Annotated in this window: 14 protein-coding genes and 1 riboswitch; all 14 genes read left to right on the top strand. The window is 61.4% G+C overall.

Annotated elements, in window-relative coordinates; genetic code table 11:
* Positions 1-43 precede the first annotated feature (43 nt).
* The 14 genes from VSX56_RS06010 (at position 44) to VSX56_RS05945 (ending at position 12,917) form a co-directional block, all read left to right on the top strand.
* On the top strand, positions 44-1,021 hold the full coding sequence (locus tag VSX56_RS06010) for a LacI family DNA-binding transcriptional regulator (protein ID WP_349295839.1): 978 nt from the start codon (positions 44-46) through the stop codon (positions 1,019-1,021).
* 92 nt (positions 1,022-1,113) lie between these two features.
* Complete coding sequence (gene ybeY / locus VSX56_RS06005; RefSeq protein WP_339114994.1) at positions 1,114-1,614, top strand: rRNA maturation RNase YbeY; 501 nt, start codon at positions 1,114-1,116, stop codon at positions 1,612-1,614.
* 35 nt (positions 1,615-1,649) lie between these two features.
* Positions 1,650-2,540, top strand: a complete 891-nt coding sequence (locus tag VSX56_RS06000) for a hemolysin family protein (protein WP_350935585.1) — start codon at positions 1,650-1,652, stop codon at positions 2,538-2,540.
* Between the two features lie 36 nt (positions 2,541-2,576).
* Positions 2,577-4,112, top strand: a complete 1,536-nt coding sequence (lnt, locus tag VSX56_RS05995; RefSeq protein WP_350935583.1) for an apolipoprotein N-acyltransferase — start codon at positions 2,577-2,579, stop codon at positions 4,110-4,112.
* Between the two features lie 12 nt (positions 4,113-4,124).
* A riboswitch (SAM-SAH riboswitch) is annotated at positions 4,125-4,174 on the top strand.
* An 8-nt stretch (positions 4,175-4,182) separates the two neighbouring features.
* Positions 4,183-5,349, top strand: coding sequence for a methionine adenosyltransferase (metK, locus tag VSX56_RS05990; RefSeq protein ID WP_339114997.1), 1,167 nt, complete (start codon positions 4,183-4,185; stop codon positions 5,347-5,349).
* Between the two features lie 94 nt (positions 5,350-5,443).
* The gene (gene trmB / locus VSX56_RS05985) at positions 5,444-6,208 is read left to right on the top strand and encodes a tRNA (guanine(46)-N(7))-methyltransferase TrmB (RefSeq protein WP_350935581.1); all 765 of its coding nucleotides are present in this window, start codon (positions 5,444-5,446) and stop codon (positions 6,206-6,208) included.
* A 96-nt stretch (positions 6,209-6,304) separates the two neighbouring features.
* Positions 6,305-7,648 carry a 3-phosphoshikimate 1-carboxyvinyltransferase gene (gene aroA / locus VSX56_RS05980; protein ID WP_350935578.1) on the top strand — a complete coding sequence of 448 codons (1,344 nt, stop codon included), beginning with the start codon at positions 6,305-6,307 and terminating at the stop codon, positions 7,646-7,648.
* A gap of 3 nt (positions 7,649-7,651) precedes the next feature.
* Positions 7,652-8,245, top strand: a complete 594-nt coding sequence (locus VSX56_RS05975) for a (d)CMP kinase (protein ID WP_350935576.1) — start codon at positions 7,652-7,654, stop codon at positions 8,243-8,245.
* Between the two features lie 23 nt (positions 8,246-8,268).
* Positions 8,269-8,874, top strand: coding sequence for a hypothetical protein (locus tag VSX56_RS05970; protein WP_350935574.1), 606 nt, complete (start codon positions 8,269-8,271; stop codon positions 8,872-8,874).
* A 66-nt stretch (positions 8,875-8,940) separates the two neighbouring features.
* A complete protein-coding gene (locus VSX56_RS05965) occupies positions 8,941-9,492 on the top strand; it encodes a glutathione peroxidase (protein WP_339115002.1) in 552 nt (183 codons plus the stop codon).
* Positions 9,493-9,675: 183 nt separating this feature from the next.
* Positions 9,676-11,355 (top strand): 30S ribosomal protein S1, encoded by a 1,680-nt coding sequence (gene rpsA / locus VSX56_RS05960; protein ID WP_339115003.1) that lies wholly within the window; start codon positions 9,676-9,678, stop codon positions 11,353-11,355.
* Positions 11,356-11,613: 258 nt separating this feature from the next.
* A complete protein-coding gene (ihfB, locus tag VSX56_RS05955; protein ID WP_339115004.1) occupies positions 11,614-11,910 on the top strand; it encodes an integration host factor subunit beta in 297 nt (98 codons plus the stop codon).
* Complete coding sequence (locus VSX56_RS05950) at positions 11,907-12,269, top strand: LapA family protein (protein ID WP_339115005.1); 363 nt, start codon at positions 11,907-11,909, stop codon at positions 12,267-12,269. Before ihfB ends, VSX56_RS05950 begins: the two co-directional genes overlap by 4 nt.
* Before the next feature lie 6 nt (positions 12,270-12,275).
* Positions 12,276-12,917, top strand: a complete 642-nt coding sequence (locus tag VSX56_RS05945; RefSeq protein WP_350935570.1) for a phosphoribosylanthranilate isomerase — start codon at positions 12,276-12,278, stop codon at positions 12,915-12,917.
* Positions 12,918-13,081: the final 164 nt, after the last annotated feature.

Genomic DNA, 13,081 nt, shown 5'->3' with positions numbered 1-13,081 from the left:
AAAAAAGCGCGCCGCGGGTCGGAAATCCGGGGCGCGCGTGACCATGACCACCATCGGCAAGCTGGCGGGGGTTTCGCAAGTGACCGTGTCGCGTGCACTCTCGGACCCGTCGAAAGTGTCCCCCGAGACGATGGCACGCATCCGCGAGGCGATCGAGATGACGGGCTTTGTGCCCAATGCCGTCGCTGGTGCGCTGGCCTCGCAAAAATCGCATCTGATCTCGGCCATCGTGCCCTCGATCACCAATGTCGTGCATGCCGCGATGGTGCAGGGTTTCAGCCAGATCATGCGCGAACAGGGATACGAGATCCTGCTGTCCGAGACCGGTTTCTCGGCTCAGGACGAGGAGAAGCTGGTGGCCACCCACCTTTCGCGCCGTCCCGATGCTATCTATCTGACCGGCATACATCATACCCCCCAGACCCGCAAAATGCTCCTGAGCGCCGATATTCCGGTGGTGGAGGTCTGGGATCTGACCGATACGCCGATCGATCTCTGCGTGGGCTTCAGCCATAGCGAGGCCGGACGCGCTATGGCCGAATTCGCGGTGCAGGAGGGCTATGACAGGGTCGCGACGGTCTCTGCCAATGACGAGCGCGCCCAACGCCGTCGCGCGGCCTTTTCCAAGCGCTATGCCGAGTTGACCGGACAGGACGTGCCCTCGGTCACATGGGCCGCCACCGCATCCTTGGCCGGCGGGCGGGATTCCCTGCGCAGGCTGATCGACGAGCATGGCTTCGAAGGCGGGCTCATCGCCTGTTCGTCTGACATGCTGGCGCATGGGGTGATGATCGAGGCCCGCAAGCGTGGATTGAAAGTTCCCGAGGATCTGGCTGTGATGGGCTTTGGCGATCAGGATTTCGCAGAACATCTCGTGCCTTCACTCACGACAGTGCGTGTGGATCGGCCTGCATTGGGGCGGGTCGCTGCGGATGCGCTTCTGGCGCGGCTACGCGACGAGGAGGTCGCTGCGCCCTGTAACGATCTGGGATTCCGGATCGTGCGGCGTGAAAGTGCCTGAGCCCGGCTGTCTGGCGCCCGCCATATCGGCCGGAACTGCGGTCACTGCCGAAATCCCTTGCCGCTGGGCAGGCCGCATTGTAGCGATCGAACATGCAGATCGATATTGATATTGACGATTCCCGCTGGGCGGACCTGGAGCTTGAGGCGCTGTGCAAGACGGCAGGGGCGCTGGTCTGCGAGGCATTGGGACTGGAGGCCGATCTGTGCGAGCTGTCGGTGTTGGGCTGTGATGATGCGCGGATCCGGGAACTGAACGCCGAATTCCGCGAGAAGGACAAGGCCACCAACGTGCTCAGCTGGCCTGCCGAGGAGCGTGGCGCGGAGGAAGATGGCGAGGTGCCCGCGCTGCCCGAGCCCGATATGTTCGGGGCGATCACGCTTGGCGATCTGGCCCTTGCCTACGAAACCTGCATCCGCGAGGCCACAGAACAGCAAAAATCCGCCAAGGATCATATTCTCCATTTAATTATTCACGGGATCTTGCATCTTTTGGGCTACGATCACGTGAGGGACGGCGATGCAGGCTTGATGGAGGCGTTGGAAATCCGCATCCTTGAAAAGCAGGGTATCGCGAACCCATATGACTATTGAGGCCGCCTTGCGCGGTGTAACGCTGGAAAGGACAAATGGGACAGGCTGCTGACGGAGCTCTCTCCGCCGAGAGCCCGGCTTCCGAAGAGGAAGCGGGAGACAATTCCGAACCCCGATCGCGGGGATTTCTTGGACGCTTATTCGGGACCAATGGCGGGGTGGAAGACCCGGCCAACGAAGACCCCGAGCCGAGCTCGCCGAACGCCCCACCGGGCTTGGGCAATCTCCGCCGCATGCGAGTGGGCGAGATTTCCATTCCGAAGGTGGAAATCGTGGCGGTTCCGGACGATGTCTCGCCCGCTGAACTGGTCGATGTCTTCCGTGAACACGGATATTCCCGTTTGCCGGTTTTCCACGAGACTCTGGATCAGCCGCTCGGCTTGATCCACCTCAAGGATCTTGCGCTACAATACGGGTTCAACGACCACAAGCCGGACCAGCTCGTGATGCAGGATCTCATGCGTCCGCTGCTTTATGTGCCGCCATCTATGCCGATTGGCGTGCTCTTGCAGAAGATGCAGGTGCAGCGCATCCACATGGCTCTCGTCATTGATGAATACGGCGGGGTCGATGGTCTTCTGACGTTGGAAGACCTCATCGAGCAGGTCATCGGCGAGATCGAGGACGAGCATGACGAGGTCGAGGGTGGTCTTTGGCGGCAGGAAAAGCCCGGCCAGTGGGTCGTGCTGGCCCGTGCGCCGCTGAGCGATTTCGAAGCCGAGATCGGGCACATGCTCGCAGATCCCGAAGAGGAACACGAGATCGACTCTGTGGGGGGGGTGGTCTTTATGCAGATCGGACGTGTCCCCGCGCGCGGCGAGGTGATCGTGGCCGAGAACGGGATCGAATTCGAGGTGCTCGATGCCGATCCTCGGCGGATCAAACGTCTGCGAGTACGCTTGCCCGGGGTCGCTCCGGCAGAGTAAGACTACGTTAAGAGCGTCAGGTAAGGTCAGGATTTCTTGCGTATTCCCGGTTTCTTGAAATCTCCGACCCGACCGGTCTGGAAAGTTTTGGGCCTCTCGCTTCTGGCGGGGGGCGCAATCGGTCTGGGACAGGTGCCCGTGAGCCTCTGGCCCGTGGCGATCCTCGCGCTTGGGCTCTTCATCCGCTTTACCGCGCGCATGCGTCCCGCCCATATCGCATGGTGCGCCTTCATGGCGGGTATGGGGCATACCTTTGTGTCGATGTACTGGATCACCGAGCCGTTCTTTGTCGAACCCGAGATCTACGGCTGGATGGCGCCTTTTGCGCTCCTGCTGATGGGCGCGGGCTTTGGCGCGTTCTGGGCCGCGGGGGCGGGGCTTGGCGCGCGTCTGGGGCGCGGGCCTGTAACGCGTGCGCTCGGTATCGCGCTGGGGCTCGTTCTGACCGATGCCATCCGCAGCTATGCCTTTACCGGTTTCCCCTGGGTGCTTTTCGGTCATATCTGGATTGGCACACCGGTGGCGCAGCTGGCCTCGGTCACCGGCCAGCTAGGGCTCAGCTGTCTGACCCTGCTTCTGGCGGTCACTCTGGCCTTTACCGGCAAACGCGCCCTTGTGGCGGGGGTGGTCCTGTGGGCAGGGGGCGCGGGGGTCTGGCTTTGGGGACAGGCGCGGCTGGCGGCGCCCGTGGCCTATCCGGTCAAACCTGTCGAGATCCGCATTGTCCAGCCCAATGCCGAGCAGAAGCTGAAATGGCTGCCGCAATATCGCGATATGTTCTTCAAACGCCTGCTGGACCAGTCCTCCGCCCCCGCCAAAACGCCGCTCGATCTCATTATCTGGCCCGAAACCTCGGTGCCTTTCCTGCTCAACTGGGCGGGCGATGGGCTCAATGTGATCGCGCAATCGGGGCAGGGCGTGCCGATTGCTCTGGGCATCCAGCGCAGCGAGGGAGATCGCTATTACAACTCTCTGGCAGTGCTCGATAAAAACGCGCAGGTCACGGCGCTTTATGACAAGGTCCATCTGGTGCCTTTCGGGGAATATATCCCCTTCGGAGACGCTTTGGGCAAGATCGGGATCGGCGCCTTTGCCGCACAGCAAGGCAATGGCTACTCGGCGGGAACAGCCGAGACGGTGCTCGATCTGGGGATGGCAGGCAAGGTCCAGCCGCTGATCTGCTACGAGGCGGTCTTCCCGCAAGATATCCGCCGCGCGCCCTCGCGCCCCGACTGGATCATGCAGGTCACCAATGACGCATGGTTCGGCCAGCTCTCCGGCCCGCGCCAGCACCTGAGCCTGTCGCAGATGCGCGCCATCGAATTCGGCCTGCCACTGGCCCGCGCCGCCAATACCGGCATTTCGGGGATGATCGACCCATACGGCCGTTTGGTGGCAAGGATCGGGATGAACACGCAAGGCCATCTGGATCTTCCGGTGCCGCAGGCCCTGCCGGAAACCCTTTATGCCCGGACCGGAGACTGGCCCGTCATAGCAGCTATGCTCATATCTTTACTGGTCTTAAGCCTTTTTGCCCTAAATACCGTTGACCGGCCTCGTGTGGAGGTCTAGGCAACAAGTATCGAACCGTCACAACGGCTTCCTGGCGTGACGGGGATATAACCAACGGAGCACGTCTTTCATGACACGTAAGAACTATATTTTCACGTCCGAGTCGGTCTCCGAAGGCCACCCGGATAAAGTCTGCGATCGCATTTCCGATGCCATCCTCGACGCTTTCCTTTCCGAAGAGAAAAACGCCCGGGTCGCCTGCGAAACCTTCGCAACCACCAACCAGATCGTGGTTGGCGGCGAGGTCGGTCTGACCGACAAAGCCAAACTGGCGCTCTATATGGAAAAGGTCGATGGTCTCGTGCGCGATTGCGTGAAAGACATCGGCTATGAACAGGACGAGTTCCACTGGGCCACTCTGAAAGTCGCCAATTTCCTGCATCCGCAATCGGCGCATATCGCGCAGGGCGTGGATAAGGACGGGGCCGGCGATCAGGGGATCATGTTCGGCCATGCGGTCGACGAGACCCCCGAGCTGATGCCCGCGCCGATCCATTACAGCCACGCGATCCTGCGCCGTCTGGCCGAGGCGCGCAAATCGGGCGCCGAACCGACCTTGCGCCCCGATGCCAAATCGCAGCTTTCGGTGCGCTATGAGAATGGCAAGCCGGTGGGCGTGACCTCGATCGTGCTCTCGACCCAGCACGAGAGCGAGAGCCAAACCTCGGATGACATCCGTGCCATCGTCGAGCCCTATATCCGCGAAGTCCTGCCCTCGGGCTGGATCACGCCCGAGACCGAATGGTGGGTCAACCCGACCGGCACCTTCGTGATCGGCGGTCCGGATGGCGATGCGGGTCTGACGGGCCGCAAGATCATCGTCGATACCTATGGCGGTGCCGCACCCCATGGCGGCGGTGCCTTCTCGGGGAAAGATCCGACCAAGGTGGATCGTTCGGCCGCCTATGCCGCGCGCTATCTGGCGAAAAACGTGGTGGCTGCGGGGCTTGCGCGGAAATGCACGATCCAGCTCAGCTATGCGATCGGTGTGGCCAAGCCGCTTTCGGTCTATGTCGATACTTTCGGCACCGGTCAGGTTGATGACGAGGCCATCGAGCGCGCGGTTGCACAATGTATGGATCTGACGCCTCTGGGCATCCGCACCCATCTGGATCTGTGCAAGCCGATCTATGCCCGCACCTCCGCCTATGGCCATTTCGGCCGTGCGCCGGAGGCCGATGGCGGCTTCTCCTGGGAGAAGACCGACCTTGTCGACGCGCTGAAGAAAGCCGTCTGATCGAAGCAGGCAGACAACCGGAGAGGGGGCGCTTGCGCCCCCTTTCTCATTCCATCTTGACCGCTCGGGCAAAGTGGCGCTATTCGCCACGCCCATGAGCGATGATATTAAAACCCCGGATCACCCCGAACGCGGCTGGCGCAACTTTTATGGTCGCCGCCACGGTCCCACGCTGAACAAGGCCCAGAAGGATTATCTGGACGAGGATCTCGGCGCGCTGTCGCCGGGCGCCGTGGATTGGGACAGCAATCCCGATCGCACGCCCATCGACATGGCCGCGCGCTTCCATGGCAAGCCGGTCTGGCTCGAGGTGGGCTTTGGCGGTGGCGAGCATATGATCCATATGGCCGAAACCTATCCGGAGGTCGAGATCATCGGCTGCGAGCCCTATATCAACGGCGTGGCGATGCTCTTGGGCAAGATCCGCCGTCTTGGCTCGCAAAACGTGGCCGTCCACCCGGGGGATGCGCGCGATCTGATGGATATCCTGCCCGAGGCGAGCCTGTCGAAAGCCTTCCTCAACTATCCCGATCCGTGGCCCAAGACCCGCCATCACCGCCGCCGCTTTGTCACGCAGGAGCATCTGGTGCCGCTCTTCCGCGCGCTGAAGCCGGGCTCCGAGTTCCGTATCGCCACTGATATCTGCGATTATGTCCGTCAGGCGGTGCAGGAAGTCCCGAAAGCGGGCTTCGTGGCCGAGTTCGAGGTGCCTGCGGCCTTCGATTATGACGATCCGCAGGAAGTCTCGGGCGATTGGGATACGCCCTGGGAGGACTGGCTCTCGACGCGCTACGAGCAGAAGGCGCTGCGCGAGGGCCGCAAGCCGCATTACCTGACCTATCGCAAGCCTGCCGTCTAGGGCCCGCCGAATAAGCCTGCGGACATTGGGGCCAAACCCGTTGCCTGCCGCCCTGTCATGCGCTAGCAGAGGGGCGACAGAATAAGGGAGGTCCGTATGTCCGGCCATGGTGATCCGATCCGTATGAGCTCGCAGAAATGCGGGCCGCTTTCTGGTGTGGCCGAGGTGCCCGGCGACAAGTCGATCAGCCATCGCGCGCTGATCCTTGGCGCGCTTTCGGTCGGCGAGACGAAAATCACCGGCCTTCTCGAGGGCGAGGATGTGCTCGATACCGCAAAGGCGATGAGGGCTTTCGGGGCCACCGTCACCCAGCACGGTCCGGGGGAATGGTCGGTGCAGGGCGTGGGCGTGGGCGGTTTCGCCGAGCCCGAGCAAGTGATTGATTGCGGTAACTCGGGCACTGGTGTGCGCCTCATCATGGGGTGTATGGCGACTTCGGACATCACGGCGACCTTCACGGGCGATGGAAGCTTGCGCAAACGTCCGATGGGCCGTGTGACCGACCCGATCGCACTGTTTGGCGCGCAATCCTATGGCCGTAAGGGCGGGCGCCTGCCGATGACGGTGGTGGGCGCGGCCGATCCGGCCCCTGTGACCTACACAACGCCGATGGCCTCGGCGCAGGTGAAATCGGCGGTGCTCTTGGCAGGGCTCAATGCGCCCGGCCAGACCGTGGTGATCGAGAAGGTCGCAACCCGCGATCATACCGAGCGCATGCTGCGTGGCTTTGGCGCGGACGTGACCGTCGAGGACACGCCCGAAGGCCACAAGATCACCCTGCAGGGCCGCCCAGAGCTTGTGGCGCAGACCGTGGCCGTGCCGCGCGATCCGTCCTCGGCGGCGTTTCCGGTCTGTGCGGCGCTCATCGTGCCGGGCTCCGATATCATGGTGCCGGGCGTCAGCCAGAACCCGACCCGCAACGGGCTGTTCACCACGCTCAAGGAGATGGGCGGCGATATCGAGTTCCTCAACGAGCGCGAGGAGGGTGGCGAGCCGGTGGCCGATCTGCGTGTGCGCCATTCGGTGCTGCATGGCATCGAGGTGCCCGAAGAGCGCGCGGCCTCGATGATCGACGAATATCCGGTGCTCTCTGTGGTGGCGGCCTTTGCCACCGGCACCACGGTGATGAAGGGTGTGCATGAGCTGCGCGTGAAGGAAAGCGACCGGATCGATGCGATGGCGCGCGGGCTCGAGGCCAATGGCGTGAGCATCGAGGAAGATGAAGATACGCTGATCGTGCATGGCATGGGGCAGGACGGCGTGCCGGGGGGCGGTGTGGCTGCGACTCATCTCGACCACCGGATCGCGATGAGCTTCATGATCATGGGGCTTGCGGCGCAAAAGCCGGTCTCGGTCGATGACGGCTCGCCCATTGCGACCTCTTTCCCGATCTTCGAGCCTCTGCTCAACGGCCTTGGCGCCAAGATCACGCGGGATTGACAGATGAGCTTTACCGTTGCCATTGATGGCCCCGCCGCCGCCGGCAAAGGCACGTTGTCCAAGGCCGTGTCCAAACATTTCGGCTTTGCCCATCTGGATACCGGACTTCTCTATCGTGCCGTGGGCGCTAAGGTCGCGGAGGGGCAGGACCCGTTCCGCGCCGCCGAGGAACTGGTGCCCGAGGACCTGTTGCGCCCCGACCTGCGCACGCTGGGCGCAGGGCAGGCGGCCTCGCGCGTAGCGGCTCTGCCGAGCGTGCGGGTGGCTCTGGTCGATTTCCAGCGCCGCTTCGCACTGGCCGCCGAAGGGGCGGTGCTCGATGGGCGCGATATCGGCACGGTGATCTGTCCGCAGGCCGAGGTGAAGCTGTTCGTGACGGCGTCAGCCGAGGTGCGCGCCCATCGCCGCTGGCTGGAAGTGGGCGGGGACGAGGCGCAGGTGTTGGCCGAGGTCCGCGAGCGCGACGAGCGCGACATGAACCGCGCCGATGCGCCTTTGCGCCCGGCCCCTGACGCGCATCTTCTGGACACGTCCGAGCTGAGCATCGACGAGGTGGTCGCGCAGGCCATTGACCTGATCGCGGCAAAGCGCGGCTGAGCCCCCTTGCCGGATGGGCTGTCATGGCCCATCCTTGTGTCATGCGTGCATTCCTTCTTTTCTTACTGATGGTGAGCCCTTCATGGGCCGCGGATCTGCAGCGCCCCGAAGGGTTGGTGCAGTATCACAGCACGCTGCCCCGCACCTTTCCGCTGATCGTCAAGACGGCGGCCGATCGCGATGCCTATCTGGAACTCTGGGCAGAGGGGGGCGATCATCCGGTCCTGACCGCCTATGCCCGCGCAGGCCAGCCCTTCCGCGTTCTGGTGCCCCCCGGATCCTACCATATCCGGGCGTTTAGCGGGCAGGACTGGCAGGGCGAGGACAAGCTCTTCGGCAAGGAGACGACGGAGACTGACCTGTCCGGTGCGCTGGAATTCAGCGTCGAGGGCTATGCCCGAAAGGAAGGCTGGATCGTCGATCTGGCCAATCCCGAGACCAGCCGTTCGGTGGCGATCTGCCAGAGCTATGTGCTGCAAACCAGGCCCTATGCGCCGCGCCCGCCATTCGCGGGGGCAGACGCAACCTCAGGGGGATCGGCGGGTGTAAATCACAACCTAAATAGGCGGAATGCCGCCGATGACGGCCCATGGCCGAAATTGAAGAGTTACAAACATATCTGCGAGTGAAAATATTATCACATTAGAGTGAACCAAACGTGAGCTTTTGCGTTAACCGTCGAAGGAGATCGTTAGATGCGCAAGTTTGTTTCCGGTGTGATTGCCCTTATGATCATGGTCGGGCTTGTCACGACAGTGCTGGCCAGTGGCCGCAGCTCCATGCCGGATGTGACCTTCGACGGGATCGAGGGCGAGCGGTTCCGGCTGGCGGACTGGTCCGACAAGGTCGTGCTGGTGGTCAACACGGCCTCGCTTTGCGGCTATGCGGGACAGTTCGAGGAAATGCAGGACCTGCTTGACCGCTATTATGACGAGGGATTGATCGTTCTGGCGGTCCCTTCGGATAATTTCCGGCAGGAACTCCCCACCAACGCCGAGGTGAGGCGTTATTGCGTGATGGCGTTCGGGATCGAGGATATGCCGATGGCCGAGATCACCGATGTGACCGGCGAGCGCGCGCATCCGTTTTACGCATGGCTCCGTGATAGCTACGATTTCGAGCCGGACTGGAATTTCAACAAGGTGCTTCTGGGCCGCGGTGGCGAGGTGCTGCATACCTACCGGTCATCCGATGCGCCAATGTCGGATACTATGCGCCACGATATTGAACGGGCGTTGCGCGGCTGAACGGGAAGGCCTCCGGGCGCTGCGCGGGCGTATTCAGGCTTGTCTAATAAGGAAAATGCGCTTATATGAGCGCGTCCGAGATGGGGGGCGAGTCTATCGCGCCCCTTTTTGACTATCCAACGACAAGACCGGTGGAGCCAACCACCAGGCCTGAATAGTAGATGTAAAGGAAACTTTAAACGCATGTCGCAAAACGCATCCATGGACGAATTCGAAGCGCTTCTTAACGAAAGCCTCGAAATCGACACCCCGAACGAAGGTTCGGTTGTTAAAGGTAAGGTCATCGCAATCGAAGCGGGCCAAGCCATCATCGACGTCGGCTACAAAATGGAAGGCCGCGTTGATCTTAAAGAATTCGCAAACCCGGGCGAAGCTCCGCAGATCGAAGTCGGCGACGAAGTCGAAGTCTTCCTCGATCGCGTTGAAAACGCGCGTGGTGAAGCTGTTATCTCGCGCGACAAGGCTCGCCGCGAAGCAGCTTGGGATCGTCTCGAAGCAGCCTACGCAAAAGAAGAGCGCGTCGAAGGCGCAATCTTCGGTCGCGTCAAAGGCGGTTTCACCGTGGATCTGGGCGGCGCAGTTGCGTTCCTTCCGGGCTCTCAGGTCGATGTGCGCCCCGTGCGCGATGCCGGCCCGCTGATGGGTCTGAAGCAGCCCTTCCAAATCCTGAAAATGGACCGTCGTCGTGGCAACATCGTTGTGTCGCGCCGTGCGATCCTCGAAGAATCGCGTGCTGAACAGCGTGCCGAAGTCATCGCGAACCTCACCGAAGGTCAGGTTGTCGAAGGCGTGGTCAAGAACATCACCGAATACGGTGCGTTCGTTGATCTGGGCGGCGTTGACGGCCTGCTGCACGTCACCGACATGGCATGGCGCCGTGTGAACCACCCGTCGGAGATCCTGACGATTGGCGAGACCGTTAAGGTCCAAGTCGTCAAGATCAACAAAGACACCCACCGCATCTCGCTCGGCATGAAGCAGCTTCAAGCCGATCCGTGGGATTCGGTCGAGTCGAAGTTCCCGCTGGGTTCGGTCCATGCTGGCCGCGTGACCAACATCACCGATTACGGTGCATTCGTCGAGCTGGAAGCAGGCGTCGAAGGTCTGGTCCACGTCTCCGAGATGTCCTGGACCAAGAAAAACGTCCACCCCGGCAAAATCGTTTCGACGAGCCAGGAAGTCGACGTCATGGTTCTGGAAATCGACACCCAGAAGCGCCGCGTTTCGCTTGGCCTCAAGCAAACCATGCGTAACCCGTGGGAAGTCTTCGCTGAGACCCATCCGGTCGGCACCCAGATCGAAGGCGAAGTCAAGAACATCACCGAATTCGGTCTGTTCATCGGCCTCGACAACGACATCGACGGCATGGTTCACCTCTCCGACCTCAGCTGGGAACAGCGCGGCGAAGACGCGATCCAGAACTACCGCAAAGGCGACATGGTTTCGGCCGTTGTCACCGAAGTGGACATCGAGAAAGAGCGTATCTCGCTCTCGATCAAAGCTCTGGACGCAGACACCTTCTCCGACGCCGTTGACGGCGTGAAGCGTGGCTCGGTCATCACCGTGACCGTCACCGCGATCGAAGATGGCGGCATCGAGTGCGAATACAACGGCATGAAGTCCTTCATCCGCCGTTCGGACCTCGCACGCGACCGCGCAGACCAGCGCCCCGAGCGTTTCCAAGTTGGTGACCACGTCGATGTGCGTGTGACCAACGTGGACTCGAAGTCGCGCCGTCTGGGCGTCTCGATCAAAGCCCGCGAGATCGCAGAAGAAAAAGAAGCTGTCGAACAATACGGTTCGTCCGATTCGGGCGCATCGCTGGGCGACATCCTCAGCGCAGCTCTGAAGGGCGACGAGTAATCGTCACGCCTCAGGCGCTTTGAAAACATCAGCCCCGTCCGGTTTCTCCGGGCGGGGTTTTCTATTGAGCAGGCTTAGTAAAACGTGATTTTGCACAATGAAGAGGCATTTGACGGTATGGAGAGAGGTGATTTTTCGCGTAAGTCCCCCCGTCAATCGTAATCCGGTAGTTATTACAGTGCTTTGCTGTTTGTCATGCCGGAATTTCTGCCTATAGTCGGTTCAGCACCGCCAATTCTCGCAGGGGGGAATTCACCTATGATCCGGTCCGAGCTGATCGCAAAGATTGCCGAAGAAAATCCGCATTTGTTCCAGCGTGACGTGGAGAAGATCGTGAATACGATCTTCGAGGAAATCATCGAAGCCATGGCCCGCGGTGATCGGGTCGAGCTACGTGGTTTCGGCGCGTTCTCCGTCAAGAAGCGCGATGCGCGAACCGGACGGAACCCGCGCACGGGGGATTCCGTTGATGTGGACGAGAAACATGTTCCGTTCTTCAAAACCGGTAAGTTGTTACGCGACCGGTTGAACGGTCTGGAAGGAACCGAAGAATGATCCGAGCCCTACGCTATGCCGTCCTTGCCATTATCGCGATCGTCTTGATCGTGCTGGCGCTGTCGAACACCCAGATGGTGACGTTGCGACTGTTGCCGCAAGAGACGGCGGGGCTGTTGGGTTTTGACTGGTCGATTCAGGTGCCGCTCTTTGTGGCGCTCATCGCCTTCGTTCTGCTGGGTCTCCTGATCGGCTTCATCTGGGAATGGACGCGCGAATACCGCATCCGTGCACGCGGTGCACAGCAGGCGCGCAAGGCCAAGGCTCTTGAACGCGAACTGGGGCATCTGAAGACCCGCCATGAAGGTCCGCAGGATGATGTCCTGGCCGTTCTGGAACGCGCTCCCGCGTCGCGCTGAGAACTTATGACCGCGCGCGTTAAAATTTGCGGGCTGACCCGGCCCGCGCATGTGCAGGCCGTTGCCGAGTGCGGCGCGGCCTATGCGGGTTTCGTGTTCTTTGCCAAATCGCCCCGCAACGTTTCCATCGCGCAGGCGCGCGATCTGGCGCTTACTCTCAAGCCGGGTGTGGCCAAGGTCGGGTTGGTGGTGAATGCCACCAATGACGAGCTGGACGCCATTCTGGCCGAAGTGCCTCTCGATATGCTCCAGCTCCACGGTAAGGAAAGTCCCGCGCGCGTGGCCGAAATCCGCGCGCGCTATGGCCTGCCGGTGATGAAGGCCGTGGGTGTGGCCGACGCCGCCGATCTGGACCAGCTCGCCGCCTATGAGGCCGTCGCCGACCAGATCCTTGTCGATGCCAAGGCCCCTAAAGGTGCCGATCTTCCGGGTGGCAATGGGCTTTCCTTCGACTGGACGCTGATTGCGGATCGGAAATGGTCCAAGCCGTGGATGCTTGCGGGTGGTCTGACCCCCGAGAACGTCGCGCTGGCCATCGAGAAAACCGGTGCCACTCAGGTGGATGTGTCCTCGGGTGTGGAGGCCGCCCCGGGACAGAAAGACGATGCCCTCGTGCGGGCTTTCGTCGCTGCGGCGGCTTATTCATAACCCTGCAGCTATAGATATAAGCTGGTTTACTATTTTTCTTTTCCCGGTTTCTCTGAAACACTCGATCCCGAGGAGAGGGAGGCTCCGACGCAGGAACGGCCCATGCGGCCTGCCGCGTCGATCACATCCATAGCTTCGAACAAATTGCCCTCATGGGGCTTATT

Source organism: Thioclava kandeliae (assembly GCF_040297545.1).
Taxonomy (GTDB): Bacteria; Pseudomonadota; Alphaproteobacteria; order Rhodobacterales; family Rhodobacteraceae; genus Thioclava; species Thioclava kandeliae.
This window is presented reverse-complemented; position numbering and strand designations above follow the sequence as displayed.

Coding starts and splice junctions, on each gene's coding strand:
- ybeY (WP_339114994.1), top strand. CDS start 1,114: ATGCAGATCGATATTGATATTGACGATTCCCGCTGGGCGGACCTGGAG.
- VSX56_RS05975 (WP_350935576.1), top strand. CDS start 7,652: ATGAGCTTTACCGTTGCCATTGATGGCCCCGCCGCCGCCGGCAAAGGC.
- trmB (WP_350935581.1), top strand. CDS start 5,444: ATGAGCGATGATATTAAAACCCCGGATCACCCCGAACGCGGCTGGCGC.
- VSX56_RS05970 (WP_350935574.1), top strand. CDS start 8,269: ATGGCCCATCCTTGTGTCATGCGTGCATTCCTTCTTTTCTTACTGATG.
- VSX56_RS05945 (WP_350935570.1), top strand. CDS start 12,276: ATGACCGCGCGCGTTAAAATTTGCGGGCTGACCCGGCCCGCGCATGTG.
- ihfB (WP_339115004.1), top strand. CDS start 11,614: ATGATCCGGTCCGAGCTGATCGCAAAGATTGCCGAAGAAAATCCGCAT.
- rpsA (WP_339115003.1), top strand. CDS start 9,676: ATGTCGCAAAACGCATCCATGGACGAATTCGAAGCGCTTCTTAACGAA.
- VSX56_RS05965 (WP_339115002.1), top strand. CDS start 8,941: ATGCGCAAGTTTGTTTCCGGTGTGATTGCCCTTATGATCATGGTCGGG.
- VSX56_RS06000 (WP_350935585.1), top strand. CDS start 1,650: ATGGGACAGGCTGCTGACGGAGCTCTCTCCGCCGAGAGCCCGGCTTCC.
- aroA (WP_350935578.1), top strand. CDS start 6,305: ATGTCCGGCCATGGTGATCCGATCCGTATGAGCTCGCAGAAATGCGGG.
- VSX56_RS05950 (WP_339115005.1), top strand. CDS start 11,907: ATGATCCGAGCCCTACGCTATGCCGTCCTTGCCATTATCGCGATCGTC.
- metK (WP_339114997.1), top strand. CDS start 4,183: ATGACACGTAAGAACTATATTTTCACGTCCGAGTCGGTCTCCGAAGGC.
- VSX56_RS06010 (WP_349295839.1), top strand. CDS start 44: ATGACCACCATCGGCAAGCTGGCGGGGGTTTCGCAAGTGACCGTGTCG.